Origin of the sequence: Aliihoeflea aestuarii (assembly GCF_024105665.1) — a bacterium.
Classification (GTDB): domain Bacteria; phylum Pseudomonadota; class Alphaproteobacteria; order Rhizobiales; family Rhizobiaceae; genus Aliihoeflea; species Aliihoeflea aestuarii.
This window is the reverse complement of the sequence record NZ_JAAAMK010000005.1, coordinates 72,460-95,776: the sequence shown is the minus strand read 5'-3', so window position 1 is coordinate 95,776 and position 23,317 is coordinate 72,460. Positions and strand designations below refer to the sequence as shown.

The following is a 23,317-nucleotide window of genomic DNA, read 5'->3' as shown; positions in this document are numbered from 1 at the left end:
CCGGAGAGACCATCTGATGGCCCGCTTCGTACGCATCGGCTTCGGCGCCGTGGAAAGAGTGGCGTTGGCGCTCCTCATTCTCGGCGTCTTGGGAATGACGATGGCCTGCCTGACCCAGGTGTTCGCGCGCTACGCTCTGAACCAGCCGCTAAGCTGGTCTGAGGAACTCGCCCGCACGCTCTTCGTATGGGTGGCATTCCTGGCTGGATGGCTCGCCTGGAAGCATCGGGCGCATATCGCGCTCGATGCGGTCTTCCATATCGATCCGGAAGGGGGCCGCATCACCCGCATCTCGCGATCGATCGTCGAGGCGATCGTCCTCACGTTCTGCGCCTATACGTTTTACACCAATGCCGGCCTGATCCGACTTGCGTGGAACCAGCCGTCGCCGGTCCTCAACATTCCGATGGGACTTGTCTACATGGCCTATAGCGCCATGGCCTTTCTGATCGTGCTCGACATTCTCGTCACCTGGTGCACCGGCAGAAAACCCGACGCCGTCGATCCCGACCAATCCCACAATCTGTCAGGAGCCTGAAGCCATGGCTGTGGTTCTTATCTGCGGCTTTCTGCTGCTTCTCATCCTGAACGTTCCGATTTCCTTCGCACTGATGATCGCCTCGCTGGCGGCGATCCTTTACGGCGACATCCCGCCGATGCTTGTCGGTCAACGGATGACGGCGGCGATCGACAGCTTCATCCTGCTGGCGGTTCCCTTCTTTCTGCTGGCAGGCCATCTGATGGCGCGCAGCGGCATCGCCCGCGACATCATGAACCTTGCGAACGCCGTCCTCGGCTGGCTGCGCGGCGGACTTGCGCATGCCAGCATCGGCGCCGGCACGCTGATGGGCGGCATGACCGGATCGGCCGTCGCCGAAGCGTCCTCGATCGGCGGCGCAGTCATCCCGGAAATGGTGCGCAAGGGCTATTCCCCCGCATTCGCGGCCGCCGTCGTGGCGTCCGGCTCGCTGATCTCGATCCTGATTCCGCCCTCGGTGCCGCTGATCATCTTCGGCGTGGTCACCGGCGTTTCGGTCAGCCGGTTGTTCGTCGCCGGCCTCATACCCGGACTTCTGGTGGCCGTCGTGCTGCTCGTCGTGGTGTGGCTGATGGCCATACGCAACAATTATCCGCGCGGAGATACGCCGTCGCGAAAGACAATATTGAAGGCGTTGCGCGCAAGCTTGTGGGGTCTGTTCCTGCCCGTCGTCATCATCGGCTCCATCCGCTACGGCATCGCGACACCGACGGAAGCGTCCGTTCTGGCAGTGCTCTATGCGCTGTTCGTCGGACTGGTCGTCTACCGCTCGATCAGGTTGCGCGACCTGCCCTCCATCATCTCCGACGCAGCCATCACCACGGGCATCGTCATGATGCTGATCGCCGGCGCGACGCTCTACGGATTGATCATCACGCGCGAGCAACTGCCGCAGCAGGCGGCCGCCTTCATGCTGACGATCACAAGCGATCCGCAGATGCTGCTTCTCCTCATCGTCGCGATCTACCTGATCGGAGGAATGGTTCTCGATCTCGGCGCGGCCATCATCATCTTCGTGCCGATCCTGTGGCCGATCACGCAGCAGGTCGGCATCGATCCGATGCAGTTCGGCATCGTTACGGTGCTCGGCCTTGGAATCGGGCTCATCACGCCGCCTGTCGGCGCCAGCCTGTTCGTGGCCTGCGGCATCGCGAGGTGCCAGATCCTGCTAGGATCACGCGCCGTACTGCCCTTCATAGGCGGCCTTCTGGCCCTGCTTCTGGCGATCGTCTTCTTTCCGGGGATCGCAACCTGGCTGCCGTCGCGCATGTAGCTTGAACAAGCCCGGCCGGTCTTCCGGCCGGGCGAAATTTCAGCCGAACGCTTCCAGCGCCCGCGCCAATGCGGGATGGTTGCGGGCATGCTCGCAAGCGGGCACGCCCGCCCTCGCCGCCTCGAACGCCTCGTGTATCGAGCGAACGCCCGCTTCCATGCCGTCGGGATGGGCGACGATGCCGCCTCCCGCGCAGAAGATCAGATCGTCGCTACCAAGTTGGCGATAGGTGTCGCCAGCCTGCACGGCCGACTGTCCGGAGGAGAACACCGGCATGACGATATCGGGACGATCGGAGCGCTCGAACATCGGCGTCAGGCAGGCGCGTGCGGAGGCGACGACGCTGTCGTCGGGTTCGCAGAACTTGTTGGCGAGGCCGTTGACGTGCAGATGATCGACACCCGCCAGCCGCCAGAATTTCTGATAGGCGATATAGCTCATTCCCAGATGGGGCGAGCGGTCGAACATGCCCCATCCGGCCCGATGTCCATGCAGTGCGACCGAGGAATGGCGGCGCACGGCAGCAACGCCGGCCAGCCCCACGGAATTCAGCACGAGCATGGCGCAGGTGCCGCCTCGCCGCTCGACCGTGTCGAGTTGGCGCCGCATGGCATCGTAATCGCCCGAGATGTTGACCGCATACATGGCCTTTCGGCCGGTGCGTTCGGCATGCCGGTCGATGACACGCATCACCGCTTCGAACCGCTCGTCGAATGGAGAATGGGGCGGATCCCCCATGAGTTCGTCATCCTTCAGGAAGTCCAGCCCGGCCGAGATCATCCGGTCGGCCATCTCGGCGGTGGCAGTTGGCGTCAGGCCGACACTGGGTTTGATGATGGTGCCGACGATCGGCCGGCCATGGACGCCGGCAAGGCGGCGTGTACCGTCTACCGCAAAAGCGGGACCGGGATAGGCATTGGCGAACGCGTCTGGAAGGATCAGGTCGACGAGCTTCAATGCCGAAAAGTGATGCAGCTCGAAAAGATTGCCCAGCACGGTCGACCAGACGCTCGACAGGATCGTTCCCGTGTTTTCGAGATTCCACGAAAGCGTCACCCGCGCCTTTCGGGTGCGAGCGCTGTCGCCAGAGCCTTTGGGAGGCCGGGAATTTGGCAGGGACGGCCCGGCAGCCACCTCGCCGAAATCCTCGATGGACTCGACCCTGGCGCCATATCGGGCGAGGAGTTCAGGCGTTTCACCCGGTACGGCGCGAAAGGTCCCGCTGGACTGCTCGCCCGCCATCGCGGCGGCTGCAGCGCCCAGCGGATAGGCCGTCTCGATGACGTAAGTTGCGCTGATACGATCCGACATGTGGCGATCCTCCCTGCATGTGCAATGGCGCTACCACATAGGAGTTTTCATGTCATCATATCAGTTTGCATCCGCGTCCACGCCGCGGCCAGACGCCAGCGGAATATCGGCGGTGCCGTCATTGCTTCCCGCAAGCTGCCAGTAGAGCCGGTTGCCGCGCGTGATGTGCTCGCCCATGATGGAACTGGCCGCCTCGCCGTCCCCGCCGACGATCGCCTTGTATATCTTCTCGTGCTCGGAAATCGTCAGCCTTTCGGCGCCTCGGACCGACACGAGCTCGCGCTTGAAGCGCGATAACCAATGCAGCATGCCCTTGGTCACGGCCGCGACGAGCGAATTGCCGCTCATATCCGCGATCAGCCCGTGGAAGGCCATGTCCGCAGTGACGAAGCGCTGATGATCGCCGCGCGCTTCCTGCAATTCCCTCAGCGATTCACCCAGCTTCTCCAGATCCTTCGCGGTGGCGTTGCGCGTCGCCATGCGCACCAGTCCGGTCTCGAGCCAGAGCCTCGCCTCCTTGAGTTCTTCGAGGCCGCGCGGGCTGGTCGCCAGCAGCATGATCATCGCCGCCGATATCTGGCCGACGATGACGTCGGGCGTCGGATTGATCACCCGCGCGCGCTCGCCATGCGAGATTTTGATCAGGCCCATCTGCTGCAATGACAGCATGGCTTCGCGGATCGACGGGCGACCGACGCCGATCATGTTCATCAGCTCCCGCTCCGAGGGCAGTTGCGAGCCTGGCGGGAATTCGGCCGTCGATATGGCGGTGATGAGGCGATCGAGAACATCCTCGTAAAGCTTGCGCTTCTGCACCGGCTCCATGGCGGTTCTCCCTTTGCTGCTTTCTTCCTTCTAATGAAGGCACGGCATGATCGCAATCGTAATGCCAGTCGACCTCCGTGTGACTTGATTGACACAACTTATATGATGACATAACGTCGATTATGCCTTTGAGTCATGCGTTTTCCTGGAGCGCAGGATCAGCGGTGATATCGGGAGGTTGCGTTTACGGGACGAGGTCGCCGCTGGCAGCGCACCAATCCTACAGACGCTCGACAATGAAAGAGACATTGACATGACAGCAATCGCGCTCATCGGTGCCGGCGGCAAGATGGGGTATCGTCTTGCGGGCAAGCTCAAGGAGTCGCGCTTTACGCTGCGCTGCGTCGAGGTCAGCGAAGCGGGCAAGGAACGCCTGAAATCAGGTCTCGGACTGGACAGCATGTCGGCCGGCGAAGCCGTTCCCGGCGCCGGGATCGTCGTTCTCGCCGTCCCGGACACCGCCATCGGAAAGGTCGCGAACGCTATTCTGGACGACGTGTCGCCCGGCACGATGCTGGTCATACTCGATGCCGCCGCTCCTTTCGCCGGCCATCTGCCCAAGCGTGACGACATCACCTATTTCGTCACCCATCCCTGTCATCCGCCGATCTTCAACGACGAAACCAGCGTGGAAGCCAAGCGCGACTTCTTCGGCGGCGTCGCGGCCAAGCAGCATATCGTCAGCGCCCTGATGCAGGGACCGGAGGAAGCCTATGCGCTTGGTGAGGAGGTCGCCAAGATCATCTGGGCACCGGTCATGCGCTCGCATCGCATCACCGTCGAGCAGCTTGCAATCCTCGAACCGGGCCTTTCGGAAACATTGTGCGCCAGCCTTCTCGACGTCATGCGTGAGGCAATGGACGAGGTGGTCGCGCGCGGCGTGCCGAAAGAAGCCGCGCGCGATTTCCTGCTCGGCCACATGAACGTGCTTGGCGCGGTCATTTTCGAGGAAACGCCGGGGGTCTTTTCCGATGCCTGCAACAAGGCGATCGAGTTCGGCAAGCCGATCTTGATGCGAGACGACTGGAAGCGCATCTTCGAACCGGACGAACTGGCCGAAAGCATCCGGCGCATCACCTGATCGCACGGCCCGCAAGCAGACCGAACATATGACCGGCACAAAGGACAAGGCGAAGACGCTGTTCGGAACGACGGAGCCGGTCGCGCCCGTGCGCATCCTGCGTGCCGGCGCCCTGACGGCCGAACTCGACGGCATCAATCTGCGGGCGATCCGCTGGCACGGCGTCGAAGCCATCCGCGCAATCCAGTATCTCGTGCGGGACGAGAATTGGGGAACACTCGATTTCCAGGTCGACCGCCTGGACGTTGCCGAGGCGGAGGACGCATTTTCCCTCCATGTCGAAGCGCGTTGCGAGAGCGCTGGAGCACGGCTCGCCTATCGCGCATTCATCAAGGGAACCTCGTCGGGTGAACTCGTCTTCGATACGCTGGTCGTTGCGGACAAGCCTTTCCAGACCAACCGATGCGGATTTTGCGTCCTGCATCCGATCGTCGATGTGGCCGGCGCGCCGGTTCGGCTTGAGCATGTCGACGGCTCGACCGGCGATCTGCGCTTTCCGGAAGTCATCGATCCGATCCAGCCCTTTTCCGACATTCGTGCGCTGACGCATTGGCCGGTCGAGGGGATCGAAGTGCGATGCCTGATGGAGGGCGACACGTTCGAGATGGAAGACCAGCGCAACTGGTCGGATGCTTCCTACAAGACCTATGTCCGGCCGCTGGCGCTTCCGTGGCCTTATACGCTGCAAGCGGGACGCCCGAACGAGCAGCGGATAACGCTGACGCTGTCGGGAAAGCCGGCACTGCCGGTTTCATCCCATGCCGAAGAAGGAATCGTTCGTTTCCGCATCCAAGAGCCGATCGGTCCGATGCCCGTGCTGGCGGTCACCGTCCACCCACAGGACTGCGCGGCGACGTTGCGGGAACTGCACCTGCTACGCGCGTGCGGCACGAAACACCTGATTTTTCATTTCAACCCTGCCGAAGGTCACGGGCTCGATGAACTCGAGGCCTATACTGAACTCCAGCGAGCCGCCCACCTGCCCGCGACGCTGGAATTCGTGCTGTCATGCGAAGGTCCGCCACGCGACGAATGCGCCAGTCTGGCACGGCTGATCCGCGACAGCAGGCTTTCGGTGCAGTCAGTGGCGATCAGCCCCCTGCCCGACCTGAAATCGACGCCGCCCGGCAGCGCCTGGCCGCGATGCCCGTCCTTCGAGGAGATATACGGGGCCATCCGCGCGGCGTTGCCAGGCATGCGGATCGGCGGCGGCATGTTCAGCTACTTCACCGAGCTCAATCGAAAGCGGCCACCCGCCGATCTCATCGACTTCATCACCCATGCCACCGCGCCGATCGTTCACGCGGCCGATGACCGAAGCGTCATGGAATCGCTTGAGGCGTTGCCGTTCATCACGGGTTCGGTGCGCCGCATCTACGGTGATTTGCCCTATCGCATCGGATCGTCGACCATCGGCATGCGGCTCAACCCCTACGGTGCTCGGCTGAACGACAATCCGAGCCGCAAACGCATGACAATGACGGCCGAGGAGCCACGACAGGAGGGACTGTTCGCGGCCGCTTTCATGGTCGGCTACGCATCGAGTATCGCCAAAGCGCACGTCGAAATGTTCAGTCCGGGCGCGCTTACGGGACGCTTCGGCGTCGTCGGCGACACCAGGCTTCGCCCGGCTTTCCATGCATTGCGAGCGCTCGTAGCATTGAACGGCAAAACCGTGCATCACGTCGCATCCTCAGCGCCTTCGCGGATGCTTGCGATCGGCAATAGCGAACGCCTGGTCGTCGCGAACCTGACGGACAGGCCACAAACCATGGCTACCGATGATTTCGCGCGATATGCGAGGCTGGACGAGCACTCGCGAGACATGACGACGAACCCCGACCTGGTCGACACCTTCGACGGCGTCCCGCCGGAACTGACGGTCGGGGCCTATGGCATTGCTGTTCTGCACCGGGAAAAAACACCATGAACCCGCCATTGCTCGCTTTTTACGGAGACGACCTGACGGGTTCGACGGATGTCATGGAAGCGCTGGAACTGAGCGGGCTGCGGACCGTGCTTTTCACCCACATACCCGACGAGACGCTGATGGCGCGTTTTGCCGGCTTCAAAGCCTACGGCATCGCGGGAACAAGCCGCAGCGAAACGCCCGAATGGATGAACGCGCACCTGCCCGCCATATTCCGATGGCTGGACGAAACGAAAGCTGAAATCTGCCGTTACAAGGTCTGTTCGACCTTCGATTCCGCACCGGAGATCGGCAGCATAGGCCGGGCGCTGGATCTGGGTGCCGCCGCCTTCGACCAGCAAAGCGTTCCCATCGTGGTCGGCGCCCCGCAGCTCAAGCGCTGGACGGCCTTCGGCAACCTCTATGCCGACTTTCGCGGCGAGCGCCACCGCATCGACCGGCATCCGGTGATGAGCCGACATCCGGTGACACCCATGAACGAGGCGGATTTGCGCATCCATCTCGGGCGACAGACGGAAAGGACCATTGGCCTCATCGACTGCGTGACGGCAGTTCGGCCCGAGGCCGACGGCGAGGTCGATGCAGCCCTTCGCCGGCATGGAGCCGTCCTCATCGACGTCCTCGACATGGCGACACAGGCAGCCGCCGGTCACCAATTGTGGCGCAAACGCCATGAAGCACGTTTCGTCGTGGGCTCTTCCGGCGTCGAATATGCGCTGACATGCACGCAAGCCGGGACGCCGCTGGCCGGGTATGACGGGCGGTTCGAGCCCCCCGGCGGACGCGGGCCGATCGCGGCCGTTTCGGGAAGTTGCTCCCCGACCACGAGCCGGCAAATCCGCCATGCACTCGCCAACGGCTTTACAGGGGTGCCCGTCGATGCCGCCCGTCTTTCCGGCAAAGGCGAGGCGCGCGACGCGGAGATCGCGCGCGCCGTATATGCAAGCCGGGCGGCGATTGCCGGCGGAAGGAGCGCGCTGGTCTACTCCGCGCTGGAGGGCGAAACGGCGATGGATGCGGCCGGCGGCGGAGGCCATGTCCTCGGGCGGTCGCTCGGCGACATTCTTGCCGCCATCGTCGAAAGAGAGGGGCTCGGCCGTGCGATCGTCGCGGGAGGCGACACATCGAGCCACGCCATCTCAGCGCTCGGCATCGCGGCGCTGGAGTGTCGGATGCCGATCCCCAACGCGCCCGGCTCCCCGCTTTGCACCGCGCATTCCAGCCGCCCCGGAATCGACGCGTTCCAGATCGCCTTCAAGGGCGGTCAGGTCGGCGGCGACGACTACTTCGTTCGCCTTCGCGACCTGTGAGGCCACTTGCCGCAACGTTACATATGGTATAATGAGTATGCCAGATTGAAAGCCTTTCGAAGACCGGGGAGATGGTCTCGGCGGGCATATCGGGAGGATTTTCGGATGATCAAAATATTGATGGCGGCTATTGCCGTTTCCACCGCATTGACGAGCCTGTCCGTCCCGGCATCCGCGCAGGATGGCGACCTGCCGGTCATCGCACTGTCCAATTCCTTTTACGGCAATACATGGCGCCGGCAGATGGTGGATGCGTTCACCGCCGAGGCCGAGCAGGCGAAGGCCGACGGCAAGATAGCGGACTTCGTCGTCCTCAACGGCGATGGCAGCGTCGCTCAGCAGAACAGCCAGATGGCCGAACTGGTCTTGCGCGGCGTCGACGCCATCGCCATCAACGCGGCTTCCGAGACGGCGCTCAACGGGCTTGCAGAGCAGGCCTGCGCCGCCGGCATCGCCATCATCGCCTTCGATTCCCTCTTGACGGCGGACTGCGCCTACAAGCTTTCCTTCGACTTCACCGGATACAAGACGGAGCAGGCCGAGGCGACGCTCGACCTTATCGGCAACCGCGGCAACGTGATCGTCGTTCGCGGTGTCCGCGGATCCGGCCCGGACAATCTTATGTATTCCGCGCAGAAGGCGGTGCTCGACGCGCATCCCGACGTCACGATCGTCGCAGAGGTCTACGGGCAGGCGACGGCCTCGACGGCGCAGTCGGCCATCGCCAATGTCCTGCCGAGCCTGCCTCAAATCGATGCGGTTCTCGGACAGGGCGGAAGCGACGATTACGGCATCGCTCAGGCATTCGTTCAGGCCGGCGGACCCTATGCCGAAAAGCTGCCCGTCATCGAAGGCGGCGGCAGCAGCGATTTCGTGATCTGGTGGAACGAGCAGGCCGCCAACGGCTACAGGACGACCTCGATGAACACGACGCCCGGCATCGGTGGAGCCGCGTTCTGGCTTGCCTACGAGATCACGCAGGGCGCCGAACCCGCCATGGAGATGACCATGCCCGTGGCCGTGGTCGAGCCGGACAATCTGGCTCAGATGGCCGCAGGGCTCGAGCCCGGCATGATCATCAGCCCGAGCTACGATCAGGAGTGGGTGCGCGCCAATCTCGTCGAAGGCGCGCCTGCACAGTAGCCGCCATCGGCAGCCGCCTTGCCGGCGGCTGCCCCGTCAGCATCCCACGCGGACGCGTGAGCACAGTTTCGGCCAGTTGCATTGATTCATCCCCAAACCAGTTGCGGCACAAGAACGGTGCTTGCCACGCTTCAGGGCATCGCCAAATCCTATGGCGACACGCGCGCCAACAAGGATGTCGACCTCGCCATCGACAGGGGAGAAATCGTCGGCCTCGTCGGTGCCAACGGCGCGGGCAAGAGCACGTTGATGCGTGTGCTGTGCGGCGTCACGGAACCCGATGCGGGCGCGATGACATTCGACGATGCCGCGATCGATTTCTCTGGATTCTCGCCCCAATCCGCGCGCGAGCGCGGCATTCGCATCGTCTGGCAGGAATTGTCGCTGTCGCCGAACCTGACCGTTGCCGAAAACTTCTATGTCGAGCAACCGCAATTCGCCCGGACCACGCCTTTCTGGCTCGCAAATTACCGGCGGCTGGCGTCCGAGGCGATCGACCGCATCTTCCCCGGCGCGCATATTCCCACCGACCGGTTGCTGGCCGACATGACGATCGTCCAGAGGCAGATGGTCGAGATCGCGCGGGCGGCGTGCGATCCGGCGTTGAAGCTTTTGATCCTCGACGAGCCCACATCCTCGCTCGGCGCGGAACGCAGCCAGCAATTGCGAAGCTTTGTCCGCGACATAGCGGCCGCCGGCATCTCGGTGATCTATATCAGTCACAAGCTCTCGGAAGTGCTCTCGGTTTCCGACCGCGTCATCGCGATGCGCAATGGTGCCATCGCCTGGGAAAAGAGCGCCGCAGATGCCTGCGTCGACGATCTCGTCAACGCCATGGGAGGCGCTGGCGCGGGGCACGGGCGGATACCTTCGCACGAAGCGGTGGGAGCGGCCGCGCAAGGCCCGGTGCGCGTGACGATAAGCGGGTCGTGGCTTTCCGGCGGCTGCGCGGATCCAGTCGAATTGCGCGCGGGCGAGATCGTCGGGCTGGCAGGACTGGAGGGCAGCGGCCAAAAAGAGCTTTTGCAAGCCCTGTTCGGAACGCGGCGCTCGGACGGCCTCGAGCGGCAGGAGACCGTCCGTTATGTTTCCGGCGACCGTCAGGTCGAAGGCGTCTTTCCGCTCTGGGCAGTGCAGGACAATGTTCTGATCGGCCGCGTTGCGGGCTGGGCCGGCTGGCGCAGCGTCAGGACGGCCGCTCATATGTCCGACATCGAGGAAGCGGCCGGCCGTCTCGCGCTCGATCATGAACGGCTGCATTCGAACATTCTGGACCTTTCGGGCGGCAACCAGCAAAAGGCCATCGTCGCGCGCGCCCTCCTCGACGATGCCGGCATCATCCTGCTGGACGACCCGACGCGCGGCGTCGACATCGCCGCCAAGCGCGACTTCTATCGCGTTGTGCGCGAGATGGCGGAAGGCGGGAGGCTGGTCATCTGGCTGTCGACCGAGGACCTCGAATTTCTCGAATGCGACCGCGTTCTCGTCCTTTCGGACGGAAGGATCGCAGCCCAACTGTCGGGCGAGGCGATTTCGGAAGAAGCCATCGTCACCACTTCCTTTGCCGGGCAGGAGGCGGCAAGCGGAACAGGCACTGCGCGCGACCGATCGCGGGTGCTGTCGGCATTATTGAAAGCGATACCGTTCATAAGCCTTGTGCTGGTGTTCGGCGCGATGAGTTACCAGAACCCGCTCGTGGCTTCGAGCTTCGGCCTGCAATTGTTGCTGACGCCGGCGGTCACGCTGGTTCTGGTGGCGCTGGCGCAGATGTTCATCGTCGGCGGCAGCGAGATCGATCTCGGCGTCGGCTTCTTCTGCGGGCTCGTCAACGTGGTCAGCGCGACGGTGCTCGTCACCTCGCCGGGGCTTGGACTCGGCGTACTGGCGGCTCTCGTCGCCGCCTACGCGCTGATGGGGCTGGTCATCCAGGCACGCGCCATTCCGGCCATCGTGGTGACGCTGGGAGCCTCCTTCATCTGGGCCGGGCTCGGCCAGACCATCCAGCCGTCGCCCGGCGGATCGAGCCCCGACTGGCTTCGTGCGATCTTCTCGATAAAGGTGCCGGGCATCCCGACGCCGCTTCTGATCGTCGCGCTGGCGGGAATGGCGGCGTTTGCGATCGACCGCTCGCCGACCGGAACCATCCTGCGGGCGTTCGGCTCAAACGCGCTCGCCCTGCGCCGTGCTGGCTGGTCGCAGAACCGCTACGCGATGCTCCGTTACACAATCGCCTGCGGCTTCGCGATGACGGCCGGCCTCTACGTGACGGCCTCGAACGGGGCCAGCGACATCAATGCGGGATCTTCCTACACACTCCTGGCCATCGCCGCGGTCGTCATCGGCGGCTGCCAGCTCCTCGGCGGTGTCATCGCACCGCTCGGCGTAGTCGCAGGCGCGATCACGCTGGCCCTGATCGGCGCCTTGCTGGCCTCGATCGGCGTCAGCACGGACTACAATGCCGCCGTGCAAGGCGCGCTCCTGATCTTCATCCTGGCGCTGCAAGCGCTTGCGGGCTGGAGGAATGCTCGTGGCTGAACGCCTCTGGACCGCCATGCAGCAACAGCGATGGATTTGGGCAGCGCTTGGCGTTCTGATGCTCTGGATCGCCCTGACGGCGCTGACCGCGCGCTTCAGCCTTCACAGTCTCAGTGGCGTCGCGGTCTCGGCGTCGTTCCTTTTGATGCCGGCGCTCGGCCAGATGCTGGTGATCACCACCGGGCGCGGCAATATCGATCTGTCGATCCCCAGCGTCGTTACCTTCAGCGCCTATGTGACGGTCGTGACGGCTGGCAGCGGACCGCACGGTCTGTGGCTGCCGCTGGGCCTGGTCGCGCTGGCTTCAGTGGGTGTTGGGCTTTTCAACGCCTTCCTGCTGCTCGTCCTGCGGATTCCCGCGATGATCGCCACGCTCGCGACCGGCTATGTGCTGGCCACCGCGACGCTTCTCGTCAATGCGCGCGTCGGCATATTCCAGCGACCGCCCCTGCTGACCTATCTCGCGACAGGACGCGTCGGCGACCTGCCGGTCATGCTCCTGATCGCATTTCTGGTCGCCATCCTCGTCGGCTGGCTCGTCTCGCGGGCAGCCTATGGCAAGCACTTGTCGGCGATCGGCCAGAACATCGTGGCAGCCCGTTATGCGGGTGTACCGGTTGCACGATCTATCGCGATCGCCTTCACCACAAGCTCGCTGCTCGCGGGTTTCACCGGCATGCTGCTTGCCGGCTATGCCGGCGGCGCGTTTCTGGAAATGGGCACGCCCTATCTGCTCCAGTCCGTCGGCGCGGTCGTTCTGGGCGGCACCCTGATCGCCGGCGGCAGCGCCAGCGTGCTCGGCACGTTCTTCGGAGCCTTCCTGCTCGTCCTCGTCGTGACGACGATGCAGATCGCGGGAATGCCTGCCGGCACGCAGGATATCCTGCAGGGGCTCATCATCATCTGCGTCCTGTCCGTCGCCGGCGGCCGCATTCGCCACCGCGCGACGTAAGGGCGGCTGCCGACTGATCGCCGATGCCTGACGCTTGCGGCTCCCCTACTTCCTGCTTACGCTCACGTCTTGCCGACCATTCAGACGCCAAGACTTATCTGTCGAAGACAATTATTCGATCCTATGGAGCGGCGACTGGTCAGGATAAGCCCGGATGGCGCATGGATTGAGCGCGAAACGCTCTAAGCGCAACCACGAACCGCCGATCCGCTCGGTACATCGCACGGATCGGCGACTTCCGTTCACTTGAACCGCTCTCGCGCCACGGTGCATTCACATTGCCAAAACTGAACTGCCGTCGATGCTCATGAGGGCCTTCCGTTGCTCAACGCGATCTCGGTTGCCTGACATGCTCGACCAGCGCGCGCATCTTGGGCGCCATATTTCGGCGCTGGGGGAAGTAGAGGAAGAAGCCTGGAAAGGGCGGCAGGAAGTCGCCGAGCAGGGGCACGAGTTCGCCTTTCTCGACATAAGGACGGAAGACCTCTTCCGGCGCGAAAGTAAGGCCACCCCCGGCAAGCGCGGTGCGCAGCATCAGGCGCAGATCGTTGGTTGTGACCTGGGGCTCGACCGCCACGTCGAAGGGAATGCCATTTTCCTCGAACTCCCAGCGATACGGCGCGACGTTCGGCGCCGGCCGCCAGCCGATGCAGCGATGGTGGACGAGTTCGCGCGGATGGGCCGGTGCGGGGTGGGCGGCGAGGTAGTCCGGGCTTGCAACGACCATCTCGCGCTGGTCCCCGGTTATCGGAACGGCGATCATGTCCTGCTCGATCACCTCGCCGAGCCTGACGCCGCCATCATACCCGGCGGCGACGATGTCGAATTCCTCGTCGGTCACCGTGACATCGATGGTCACACCGGGATGGGCGGCCGCGAACGACGCTATCAGATGACCTGAAAGGAACCGCTCGGCAATCGAGGTGGCGGCGATACGCAGGAGCCCGCGCGGTGCGTTCTCCGCCGCGACGCTCTCGAGCGCAGTGCCGATCTCGCCGAGCGGGCGCGACAGCGCGTCGCGCAGACGCTCGCCGGCTTCCGTCAGGCGAACGGAGCGCGTCGTGCGCATCACCAGCGTCGTTCCGAAATTATCCTCCAACCGCCGCATGCCCTGACTGACGGCCGAGCGCGTGACGCCCAGGCGATCGGCGGCAGCGCGGAAATTGTGCTCCTCCGCGACCGCGAGGAAAAGGGGAAGGAGGTTCAGGTCGATATTCATTGTCCAGCGCAACTAACCAACCAGTGAAGCAATCGACAGATACCAGCACGAGCCGAAGCCGTCCATCTTCAGCTTCGACGGAACCAAAGGAGAAACGACATGGACAAGGTCATCCTCATTACCGGAGCCTCCAGCGGGATCGGCGAAGGCATTGCCAGGGAACTGGGCGCCGCCGGCGCCAAAGTGCTGCTGGGCGCACGCCGGATCGAGCGGGTCGAGGCCGTTGCGAAGGAGATTCGTGAAGCGGGCGGGATCGCCGAAGCCCGGACACTGGACGTTACCGACCGCGCGTCGATGGCTGCTTTCGCCAAGGCGGCGACGGAAAAATGGGCTCGCATCGACGTCCTCATCAACAATGCCGGCGTGATGCCGCTCTCGCCGATGTCCTCCGGAAAGCAGGACGAATGGGAGCGCATGGTCGACGTCAACATCAAGGGCGTGCTGTGGGGCATCGGCGCCGTGCTGCCGGTCATGGAAGCGCAGGAAAGCGGCCAGATCATCAATATCGGCTCCATCGGCGCGCTGTCGGTTGTGCCCACCGCTGCCGTCTATTGCGCGACCAAGTTCGCGGTGCGGGCGATCTCGGACGGTCTGCGACAGGAGAGCAAGAATATACGTGTCACCTGCGTCAATCCTGGCGTGGTGGAAAGCGAACTCGCCTCGACCATCACTCATGAAGAGACCATGGCGGCGATGGATGCCTATCGCGCGGTGGCGCTTCAGCCGGCCGACATCGCGCGCGCCGTGCGGCAGGTGATCGAGGCGCCCGCGGGCGTCGACACCACTGAGATCACCATCCGCCCCACCGCTTCGGCAAATTGATGCCGCCCGCTTCGCTCGGGACCGCGACAATGGCCCGAGGCGATGCCGGCAATCTTCCACAATGGAGTGACCCCATGATCTTTGCATCCCTGAGCAGGAATATTGCGACCGCCCGCAGCCGGCTGATCGCGCTTGCCTTCGTCCTGACCGTCGCTCCGGCACAGGCAAGCACTGCCATGGAGTCGGGAGCGGAAATCGAAATGCGAAACGAAAGCATCGTTCGCGCGGCTTTCGAGGAATGGGCGACCGGTGCCGGCAATGTCTTCGGTCTCCTCTCGCCCGAGGTGCGCTGGACGATCCACGGGTCCGGCCCGGTAGCCGACACTTATTACGGCGTCGAGGACTTCGTGCAGCGCGCATCGGTGCCGCTCGTCAGCCGCCTCACGACCCCGTTGACGCCGCAGGTCCATCACATCTGGGCTGCCGGGGACAGGGTCATCATCCGCTTCGATGCCTCGGCCACCACGATTTCGGGCGCGCCCTACCGCAACCAGTTCGTCTGGATCTGGCGGATCGAAGACGGTTCGGTCGTCGAGGCCGAAGCCTTCCTCGATCTCGTCGCCTATCGGGAGGTCGTCGACAACAACGAGCCGGCCGAACAATAGGCAATCCGAACGAATCTCGCCGGGCGAGCTCGACCCCGTCCGGCCCGACTGAACGCACCACTCACATGAAACGAGGAGCCGATCATGAAACGTGCCTTCGCCACCCTGATCACGGCCGCGCTTCTGGCCCAACCCGTACAAGCCGAGGAAACGGAAATGCAGGCAAACCATCCCTATGTCGGTCTCTGGGTTACGGAGGACGGCCACATCCGCCACGAGCTTTTGTCCAACGGCCGCTATGTCGAAGCACGCGGGACGCGCGAGCGGGCCTATGAGGGACGCTACGAGGTCACCGGCACCCATATCGAATATTGGGACGACACAGGCTTCACCGCAGACGGCGACTTCATCGACGATGTCCTGCATCACGCAGGGATGATTCTATATCGGCGGTGACGGCTTCGGCTTCACGCCTTCGCCATCACCCGTGCCAGGGTCGATGCCGTATTTCGAAGGGCGGATCGGCTCTTCGTCCAGTCCTCCGGCCCCATGCCGAATTTCGTGCGCAGCCAGGCAAGCGTCAGGCGTCGCGTCGCTTCGAGCGCATCGGGGTTCTCGGCTTCGGTCTCCTTCGCGTCCAGCCCGGCAATGCCACCCAGACCATGCCCCACCCCGGCGATCGTCAGCAATGCCTCGGCGCCGGGGCCGTCGTGGAAGGCATCGGCATGCCATTCAGGTCCGCGTGGCGTGAAATGGGGATCGTCCTCGGCTCCGCAGACCACCAGGGTCGGGATGTCGAGATGGCTGAAATCGACGTCGAAAAAGGGAAACCGCGCCGCGCTTTCGCGCGTCAGGTCAGTCCCGCCCCGGCCCGGAGTCGCCAGCAGGATTCCGGCGCTGATGCGCGAATCCGAAAAGTCCTCTCCGTTCAGGCGCGCTCCCAGTAGCAGGCTGCAGGTGAGACCACCGAAGGAATGTCCGGCTACGGCAATTCTTCCATGGTCCAGACGCCCGGCCACGGCCGGAGCCTGCCGCTCGACCTCCTCCAGCCTGTCGAGTACCGCGCGCATCTCGTCCACCCTCTCGCGCCAGAAGAACGGCCCGCCGGGCAGATCGGGATCGAGCCCGGCAACCCGCGAACTCGCATGTGTCGGCTGGATCACGGCCACCCCCCGCTCGGCCCAGAACTGGGCAAGGGGAGCGTAGCCATCCTTCGAAGGAAGATAGTTCGACGGTCCGAAGCCGTGCGAAAACAGGACGACAGGCAATTCGCCGCCGAAAGCAGGGGCCGTCAGGCGTAGTTCAAGCGGTGGCCGGTCGGGTATGGGAAGCCGGATCGGCGTGTACGCGACGGATAGCGCAGCCTCCGGCGCGGGCAGATTGCGGGCAAGATCGATCAGTCTGTTCATTTGGGCGTCCTCCTTCAGGTCGCCTTTCCTTCTTCCCGGAACCAGCTTTCGGCATCCGCGCCGGCGGGCAGCATCATCGGTGCATCCTTGTCGGTCACGGCGCGCCAGACCGCGTTTGCCACGTCCCCGGCCGTGGTTTTCTCGGAAGCCGCCTGAAGCGTTCGGAAATAGGATTGCACGAAAGCGCCGTAGGGCTTGGGTACGTCCATGCCCATACGCGCCACGGCATTGCGCCCGAAGGAGGTTTCCGGCGCACTGCCGGGCAGGACAAGCCGGGCGTGGACGCCGAACTGCTCCGCTTCCAGCGCGAAGCTTGTCGTGAAGGCGTTCAACGCGGCCTTGCTGGCGCTGTAGATCGAAAGCGCCGGCAAGGCGCGTAACGTGACGCTGGAGCTGATATTGACGATCACGCCCGATCGCCGCTGCCGCATGTCCGGCATGACGGCACGCGTCATCGCCATCGCGCCCAGCACATTGGTTTCGAAGAGCTCCCTTGCACTGGCGATCTCGGCCCCTTCCAGCACGTTGAGCATGCCGACGCCGGCATTGTTGACCAGCGCATCGAGCCGCCGGCCTTTGGCAAGACCGCGGAGATGCTCTCGGCGTCGGTCACGTCGAGGGGAAGGATTTGCAACCGGTCGGACGCAGGCAACCCCTCGGCGGAAGGTTTGCGCATCGTGGCGACCACCTCCCATCCCTCGTTGAGAAAGTGCGTCGCGATAGCCTGACCGAAACCGGAGGAACTGCCGGTAATGAGAATGCGGGGCATGTCGGTATCTCCTCTTGTGTCTGACAGGGAGATAGACGTGAGCGACCAGACAATCTATCAACAAAAGTCCATTATGTTTCATCGAAAGTCCACGAAAAATGTCTGGCAGCATTGAAGACCCTCTCTCCAGCGTCGTTGCGCTTCTGAAACCTTCGCCGTCGATTTCGAAGATGGTGGAGGCCGGCGGGCGCTGGCAGGTCGAGCGGCGTGACATGGCCAGCCCCTTCTATTGCGCGATCGTGGAGGGGCGTTCTCGTTTGACGATTCGGGGCCGCGATCCGGTTTTGCTTGTAGCGGGGGATTTCGTGCTGGTCCCGGACCTTCACGACTTCACCATGTCCAGCGAGGTTCCTCCGGCGCCGCATACCGCCCGTGTCCCACTCGAGACCGGGCCGGGAACGTTCCGCATCGGCCCGATGGCGGAGCCGGTCGAGATGCGGGCGCTCGTCGGCCATTGCCGGTTCAATGCGCCCGAAAAGGCACTCCTGCTGTCGCTTCTGCCGGAGATGATCCATATATCCGGCCATGAACGGTTGATGGCGCTGGTTCCGGTCATTCACGACGAAACGCGATCAGACCGCCTCGCAAGGAGCATGATCCTGGAGCGCCTGCTCGAGATCCTGCTGATCGAGGCGCTGCGCTCCAGTCCAGCTCAGACGCTGCCGCCCGGATTGATGCGCGGCATGTCCGATCCGCACTTGGCCGGTACCCTGCGCCGCATCCACGCCGACACGAGGCGAACGCCGTCGGTAGCGGAACTGGCGCGCGGCGCTGGCATGTCGAGATCGGGTTTTTTCGAGCGGTTCCGCAAAGAGGTCGGCAGCACGCCGATGGAATACATCACCGCATGGCGGATGGCGGTGGCGCGCGATCTTCTGCTGCGCGGCGGAACGAACAATACCGAGATCGCACTGCGGATCGGCTATGGCTCGGCCAGCGCATTCGGGATGGCTTTCGCGCGACACGAAGGAATATCGCCCGGCGCCTTCGCGGCCAAGCATACTGCCTGAAATCCTATGTCCGTGCGCCCGTTGCACGCGGGTCGCCACTTCGAGCCTTTCGGTCCACTTGAGCCGCAGCATCGACGATCGCGTTGCGCAGCCAGACATGACGCGGCGAGGCTTGATGACGGGCATGCCAGAGCATGCTGAGCGTAAAGCGACCTGGATCGGCCGGCGGTGTTCGCATGACGAAACGGTTCATGCCGGCAGCCATGCGCGCCAGGCTCTCCGGCAAGGTCATCACGAGGTCGGATCGCGCCGCGATCTCGACCGCGGCAAGGAAGTTCGGGACCCTGACCTTCACGCGCCTGTTTCGACCTGAAGCGGCCAGCAAATCGTCCACCGGGGACGATCCGACGCCGGTGACGCTGATCGCGATATGGTCGAGTTCGAGGAAGCGCTCCAAGGTCAATGCGTGGTTGCTCGCCGGATGCCCTGCGCGCAGAAGGGTGACATATCCGTCGTCGAACAATCCGCGCCGCTTGATGCCCGAAGGTGCGTCGTCGATCACACCGATCACCGCGTCGAGCGTGCCTTCCTCCAGACTGCCGATGATCGCCGGTTCGGGCGCGACGATGTCGAGATTCAGCCCGGGCGCCTCGCGGCCGATATGGGCAAGCAAAGGAGGACCGATGACGGCGGCATAAAGGTCCGGCGTCGACAGGCGCAGGCGTCCGGTCGCGGTCGCCGGATCGAATGCCGGTGCATCCAGCATGTCGCCGATACCCGCCAGTGTCCGGCGTAGGACCGGCAAGATTTCGTTGGCGCGTTCGCTCAGCAAATAGCCGCCCGGCCCGTCGACAAGCAGCGCGTCGCCGAACAGCGATCGCAGACGCGCGAGCGCACGGCTGACGGCCGGCTGGCTCATGCCGAGGCGGGATGCCGCTCGTGTGACGCTGCGCTCTTCGAGAAGCGCATCGAGCACGGTGAGAAGATTGAGATCGACGGAACGTAAATTCACCTGGCGCATATCGAATATATATCACATGCATTTCACGCATGTAATCGCCTCTCATATCCTGCGGTCATGATCGCTAAACGAGAGGAGATCGGATCATGGATGTCATATTCGGAGCAAATGGACGTGCCGGCGGCGAAACCGCGAAGGCGTTGCTGGCAAATGGACGGTCGGTGCGCGTCGTGCTGCGCCGCGCCGAACAGGCCGAGGCGTGGCGAGCACGCGGAGCCGATGTCGCCATCGCCGACATGGAGGACACAAACGCCGTCGCGGCAGCGCTGCAAGGCGCATCGGGCGCGTTCCTCATCAATCCGCCGCCGGTCTCGGGCGATCCTTATCGCAGCACCGAATTGATCGGCACCGCGCTGGCGCAGGGCGCGAAGCGCGCGAATCTGCGCAAGGCCGTCGTGCTTTCCTCCGTCGGCGCGCAACACGCATCGGGAACGGGCGTGATTTCCACGCTGCACCGGATGGAGACCTTGCTTGCCGATGCGGCCCCTTCCATCGCCTTTCTGCGTCCCGGCTATTATGTCGAGACCTGGAGCGAGGTGGCCGATGCGGTGTTGGGTGAAGGCGTTCTTCCCACCTTCCTCGACCCCGACCTCAAGATTCCGATGGTCAGCACCATCGATGTCGGCCGTACGGCGGCAACGCTTCTGGGCGAGGAGTGGACGGGCAAACGGGTAATCGAACTGGGAGGACCGGACGACTGGAGCGCGCGCGAAGTTGCAGACGCGTTCGCCACGGTGCTCGGACGCCCCGTCACGCCGGCCTTCATTCCCGGCCCCGAGCGTGCGGGCGTCTATGCCGAGGCCGGCGTTCCCGAACAGGTCGCCGATGCGCTTTTGGGCATGTATGACGGCCTTGCCAGCGGTCGCATCGCGCGCGAGGGCGGCACAGAGGACAGGCGCGGCACGACCTCGCTGAAAACGGCGGTCGCACGCATCGTTGAAGGCGTCCGGGCAAACCCGGATCGCCAATGATCGACAGGCGACCACGACCTTATCTGAAAGGTCGTGGCCGCTGGTGTTATGCGCGCTACGATCCGGCGACGAGCTGGATATGTCGCTTCGCCTGACGCAAAGCTGAAACCAGGCGGTTTTGCCCACGAACCAACTGGGTCTGAGCAAAGCCCAGCGTTTCGCCATGACGGTCGAGGTCGGTCGCTGCGGCAATGGATGGAAGCGGCGGGATCGTCAGGGCCGGATCGTGCCGGAACCGGTTCACCCGGGTGAAATTGATCGGAACCAGAATGCGGGCCAGATCCTGAATGATCTGGTTCGCCGCGCCGGGTGTGATCGCGCCAGCCTTGGTCTTCTCGTAGAATGTATCGAGCGCGTCCGACAATTCGGCGACCGCTTTTCTTGATGCGGAAAGGTCAAACCGGTCGCCGGCCTTCGCCTGATAGTCATCGATCGTTTCCGTGAACTCGCGGGCGGTGGCACGCCAGTCGAATGGCAGGATCGTCGCGTTGGCATTTCGCAGCACGGCGAGGAGGTAGACCTTGATGTCGCGCAGGAGGATGTCCTTGTCGGCGATTTCAAGCAGGTCGTTTTCCGTGTGCCAGGCGATGTTTCCGCCGCATCCGCCGACCGTGTAATAACCCTTCTCCTCGCGCAGGACGTCCGGCATCGTCGAGGACAGCATCAGATAGCTCGATATGCCGATATTGTTGAACGAGTAGTCACCGGCCCGGTGCGGGCGCTCGCCCTCCATGGCCTTGCCGGCGACGTCCTCAATGACATCCGCGAGAAACTCCTCCGTTTCGCTCATCCGGCACAGATTGATGAATTCGCTGGCCCACCGGCAGCCGGGACTGTCACAATTGACCTGGGAGACGGCGTTTTCCTCGAGGTCGAGCGCGAACGCGTCCGAGAACCAGGTCGACCCGGCGTAACGGCCGGTCGAATGGCCCGGCCACCAGCAGATACGGACCGACCGTTTCAGCTTGTCGCGATTGGCCCAGAGCACGCGTGCGATTTCCAGCATTGTCGCATCGCCGGTCGCGTTGTCGCCGACGCCGACATCCCAACTGTCCAGATGCCCATGGAGGAAAACATATTTCTCCGGCTCCTCGGTGCCAGGGATGAAGACCTCCGGAAGCTTCGAGGTGAACCAGCCCTCCTCCATCTCGGTGAACAGCGTGACGCTGCCGCCCTTGTCGGCGATTTCGATCAGCGCCTCGCCGTCGGCCTTGTTGACGGCGACGGCCGCAATCTTCGGCTTGCGCGGCAGATCGTCCAGATCCGGCGTGCCCCAGATGGTTGTGCAGATGCCCCAGTGAATGTCCACACCGGGATTGATGCCGATGACGCCGATCGCGCCGATCTCCTCGAACTGCGAAATCAGGCCCGGGCTTGCGAAACCTTCCGAAAGAACGATCTTCCCGCGAACGCGCGCGGCAAGCTCGGCTGTCGTGTCGATCTTCTGCTCGAACATGTCGGTGATCATGGCGTTGTGCCGCGCGCCTACATAGACGATTTCACCGCTGAGGCCGCCCCGCGCATCGGCGCTGTAGGCCGGGGGTTTTGCCCGGAACGTTTTGCCTTCCGCTTCGACGCGGGCAAGGCCCGGCAGGCTGAGATACAGGCTCGGCTCATGCACCTTCACCTCGACGCCGTGCTTCCTCAGCCGCTCGACGACCTCGTCCATTCCCCGGTTCACATCGGTGGGATGCTCGCGCTTGAAGGTCGAAAAGCTTTCGACGAGTGACCACGGCTCGTCCAGCAAAACGGCGGAAAGAATTTCGTTCTCGAACTGATTCATCAGCGATACTCCCCTCGTGTTTTATTCAATGAAACAATGTTTCAAAAAGAATGTTACGCTAGCAGAGGGGTGCTCCAGCGTAAAGTACTGGTGTCATGTAGCGGATTTCCACGGCGGGTATTCCGCCGGCGCTCAAAGGTTAAGTGTGGCCGGATGCAAGGACAGCTTGGACGAAATTTCCTTCGCTGCATCGCGGGCCGCCTCGATGTAGCGCTCACGCCGCTCCTCATCGAAGCGCACCATTGCGCCGGCCACCGAGATCGCGGCGATCACATCGTCATGCGGACCGAGGATCGGGGCGGCGACGGAGAATGCGCCCTCGTCGAGATCGTTCAGAGCGACATTGATGCCGTTCGCGCGAATACGCGTCAAAAGCTGGCGAAGCTTCTCAGGATCGGTGATCGTATAGGGAGTGAACGCTTCGAGCGGCTTGGCGAGGACGGCATCGACGACGCTTTGCTCCGCATAGGCAAGGATGCACAAGGAGCCTCCGCCGGCATGCAGGGGGCCGCTGCGGCCCGCCTGGGCGAAGAGCCGGATCGAATGATGGCCCGCGCGTGTGGCAAGAACGAGCGAGCGCGTACCTTCGCGGATAACGAGATTGACGTTTTCGGATGTGCGGTCGCGCAGGGCGTCCATGACAGGACGGGCCGCGAACAGCAGGCTGCCGTCGCGACCGACCCGCTCTCCCAGGACGCCGATGCGATAGCCCAGCGAATAGACCGACGAATCCGGGTCGCGCACGACGAAGCCGCGATCCTCCAATGTCTGGAGCAGGCGAAAGACGATCGACTTTGTCAGCCCGAGTGATTTCGACAATGCCGTGACGCCTTGACCGGGCCGCTCTCCCAAAGCCTCCATTACGAGCAGGGCGCGGTCGACGGCCGCAATGCGATAATCGCGGTCTTCTTTGCCTACCATTTGAGCATT

At 63.5% G+C, this 23,317-nt stretch carries 20 protein-coding genes and 1 pseudogene; 13 read left to right on the top strand and 8 right to left on the bottom strand.

The genetic code is table 11. The features are described 5' to 3' along the window. Positions 1-16 precede the first annotated feature (16 nt). Both GTW25_RS12320 and GTW25_RS12315 read left to right on the top strand, forming a co-directional pair. Complete coding sequence (locus GTW25_RS12320) at positions 17-538, top strand: TRAP transporter small permease (RefSeq protein ID WP_252912428.1); 522 nt, start codon at positions 17-19, stop codon at positions 536-538. 4 nt (positions 539-542) lie between these two features. Further along, a complete protein-coding gene (locus GTW25_RS12315; RefSeq protein ID WP_252912427.1) occupies positions 543-1,811 on the top strand; it encodes a TRAP transporter large permease in 1,269 nt (422 codons plus the stop codon). A gap of 39 nt (positions 1,812-1,850) precedes the next feature. Here GTW25_RS12315 and GTW25_RS12310 read toward each other — a convergent pair whose 3' ends face one another. Both GTW25_RS12310 and nanR read right to left on the bottom strand, forming a co-directional pair. Continuing rightward, entirely contained in the window at positions 1,851-3,122 is a 1,272-nt protein-coding gene (locus GTW25_RS12310; protein WP_252912426.1) for a ribulose-bisphosphate carboxylase large subunit family protein, read from the bottom strand. Positions 3,123-3,182: 60 nt separating this feature from the next. After that, on the bottom strand, positions 3,183-3,947 hold the full coding sequence (gene nanR / locus GTW25_RS12305) for a transcriptional regulator NanR (RefSeq protein WP_252912425.1): 765 nt from the start codon (positions 3,945-3,947) through the stop codon (positions 3,183-3,185). A 253-nt stretch (positions 3,948-4,200) separates the two neighbouring features. On the opposite strand from nanR, the gene GTW25_RS12300 reads away from it, so the two are divergent. The 6 genes from GTW25_RS12300 (at position 4,201) to GTW25_RS12275 (ending at position 12,898) form a co-directional block, all read left to right on the top strand. After that, positions 4,201-5,028 carry a phosphogluconate dehydrogenase C-terminal domain-containing protein gene (locus GTW25_RS12300; RefSeq protein ID WP_252912423.1) on the top strand — a complete coding sequence of 276 codons (828 nt, stop codon included), beginning with the start codon at positions 4,201-4,203 and terminating at the stop codon, positions 5,026-5,028. A 28-nt stretch (positions 5,029-5,056) separates the two neighbouring features. Continuing rightward, complete coding sequence (locus GTW25_RS12295) at positions 5,057-6,958, top strand: D-apionate lactonase family protein (protein WP_252912422.1); 1,902 nt, start codon at positions 5,057-5,059, stop codon at positions 6,956-6,958. Next, entirely contained in the window at positions 6,955-8,268 is a 1,314-nt protein-coding gene (locus tag GTW25_RS12290; RefSeq protein WP_252912421.1) for a four-carbon acid sugar kinase family protein, read from the top strand. The genes GTW25_RS12295 and GTW25_RS12290 overlap by 4 nt, the downstream gene beginning before the upstream one ends. A gap of 105 nt (positions 8,269-8,373) precedes the next feature. Then, on the top strand, positions 8,374-9,411 hold the full coding sequence (locus GTW25_RS12285) for a substrate-binding domain-containing protein (RefSeq protein ID WP_252912420.1): 1,038 nt from the start codon (positions 8,374-8,376) through the stop codon (positions 9,409-9,411). 117 nt (positions 9,412-9,528) lie between these two features. After that, positions 9,529-11,946, top strand: coding sequence for an ATP-binding cassette domain-containing protein (locus GTW25_RS12280; RefSeq protein WP_252912419.1), 2,418 nt, complete (start codon positions 9,529-9,531; stop codon positions 11,944-11,946). After that, on the top strand, positions 11,933-12,898 hold the full coding sequence (locus tag GTW25_RS12275; RefSeq protein WP_372493154.1) for an ABC transporter permease: 966 nt from the start codon (positions 11,933-11,935) through the stop codon (positions 12,896-12,898). The genes GTW25_RS12280 and GTW25_RS12275 overlap by 14 nt, the downstream gene beginning before the upstream one ends. Before the next feature lie 325 nt (positions 12,899-13,223). Here the strand turns inward: GTW25_RS12275 and GTW25_RS12270 are convergent, their stop codons facing one another. Continuing rightward, positions 13,224-14,117, bottom strand: a complete 894-nt coding sequence (locus GTW25_RS12270; protein WP_252912559.1) for a LysR family transcriptional regulator — start codon at positions 14,115-14,117, stop codon at positions 13,224-13,226. A gap of 99 nt (positions 14,118-14,216) precedes the next feature. Here GTW25_RS12270 and GTW25_RS12265 point away from each other — a divergent pair, with 99 nt between their 5' ends. The 3 genes from GTW25_RS12265 to GTW25_RS12255 all read left to right on the top strand — a co-directional run bounded on the left by GTW25_RS12265 (position 14,217) and on the right by GTW25_RS12255 (position 15,940). Beyond that, positions 14,217-14,939 (top strand): SDR family oxidoreductase, encoded by a 723-nt coding sequence (locus GTW25_RS12265; protein ID WP_252912416.1) that lies wholly within the window; start codon positions 14,217-14,219, stop codon positions 14,937-14,939. Positions 14,940-15,013: 74 nt separating this feature from the next. Next, the gene (locus GTW25_RS12260; RefSeq protein ID WP_252912415.1) at positions 15,014-15,544 is read left to right on the top strand and encodes a nuclear transport factor 2 family protein; all 531 of its coding nucleotides are present in this window, start codon (positions 15,014-15,016) and stop codon (positions 15,542-15,544) included. 84 nt (positions 15,545-15,628) lie between these two features. Further along, positions 15,629-15,940 (top strand): Atu4866 domain-containing protein, encoded by a 312-nt coding sequence (locus GTW25_RS12255; protein ID WP_252912414.1) that lies wholly within the window; start codon positions 15,629-15,631, stop codon positions 15,938-15,940. An 11-nt stretch (positions 15,941-15,951) separates the two neighbouring features. Here GTW25_RS12255 and GTW25_RS12250 read toward each other — a convergent pair whose 3' ends face one another. Together GTW25_RS12250 and GTW25_RS12245 are read right to left on the bottom strand one after the other, a co-directional pair. After that, on the bottom strand, positions 15,952-16,893 hold the full coding sequence (locus tag GTW25_RS12250) for an alpha/beta hydrolase family protein (protein WP_252912413.1): 942 nt from the start codon (positions 16,891-16,893) through the stop codon (positions 15,952-15,954). Between the two features lie 14 nt (positions 16,894-16,907). Then, a pseudogene (locus tag GTW25_RS12245) lies at positions 16,908-17,662 on the bottom strand (SDR family NAD(P)-dependent oxidoreductase). Positions 17,663-17,772: 110 nt separating this feature from the next. Between GTW25_RS12245 and GTW25_RS12240 the strand changes: the two are divergent. After that, positions 17,773-18,672, top strand: coding sequence for a helix-turn-helix transcriptional regulator (locus GTW25_RS12240; RefSeq protein ID WP_252912558.1), 900 nt, complete (start codon positions 17,773-17,775; stop codon positions 18,670-18,672). A 4-nt stretch (positions 18,673-18,676) separates the two neighbouring features. On the opposite strand, the gene GTW25_RS12235 is transcribed toward GTW25_RS12240, so the two are convergent. Continuing rightward, a complete protein-coding gene (locus tag GTW25_RS12235) occupies positions 18,677-19,633 on the bottom strand; it encodes a LysR family transcriptional regulator (RefSeq protein WP_252912412.1) in 957 nt (318 codons plus the stop codon). Between the two features lie 86 nt (positions 19,634-19,719). On the opposite strand from GTW25_RS12235, the gene GTW25_RS12230 reads away from it, so the two are divergent. Continuing rightward, a complete protein-coding gene (locus GTW25_RS12230; protein WP_252912411.1) occupies positions 19,720-20,604 on the top strand; it encodes an NmrA family NAD(P)-binding protein in 885 nt (294 codons plus the stop codon). Between the two features lie 55 nt (positions 20,605-20,659). Here GTW25_RS12230 and GTW25_RS12225 read toward each other — a convergent pair whose 3' ends face one another. After that, positions 20,660-22,387, bottom strand: a complete 1,728-nt coding sequence (locus GTW25_RS12225) for a M28 family peptidase (protein WP_252912409.1) — start codon at positions 22,385-22,387, stop codon at positions 20,660-20,662. A 132-nt stretch (positions 22,388-22,519) separates the two neighbouring features. Beyond that, positions 22,520-23,308: an IclR family transcriptional regulator gene (locus tag GTW25_RS12220; RefSeq protein WP_252912408.1), complete on the bottom strand. Its 789-nt coding sequence runs from the start codon at positions 23,306-23,308 to the stop codon at positions 22,520-22,522. Between the last annotated feature and the right edge of the window lie 9 nt (positions 23,309-23,317).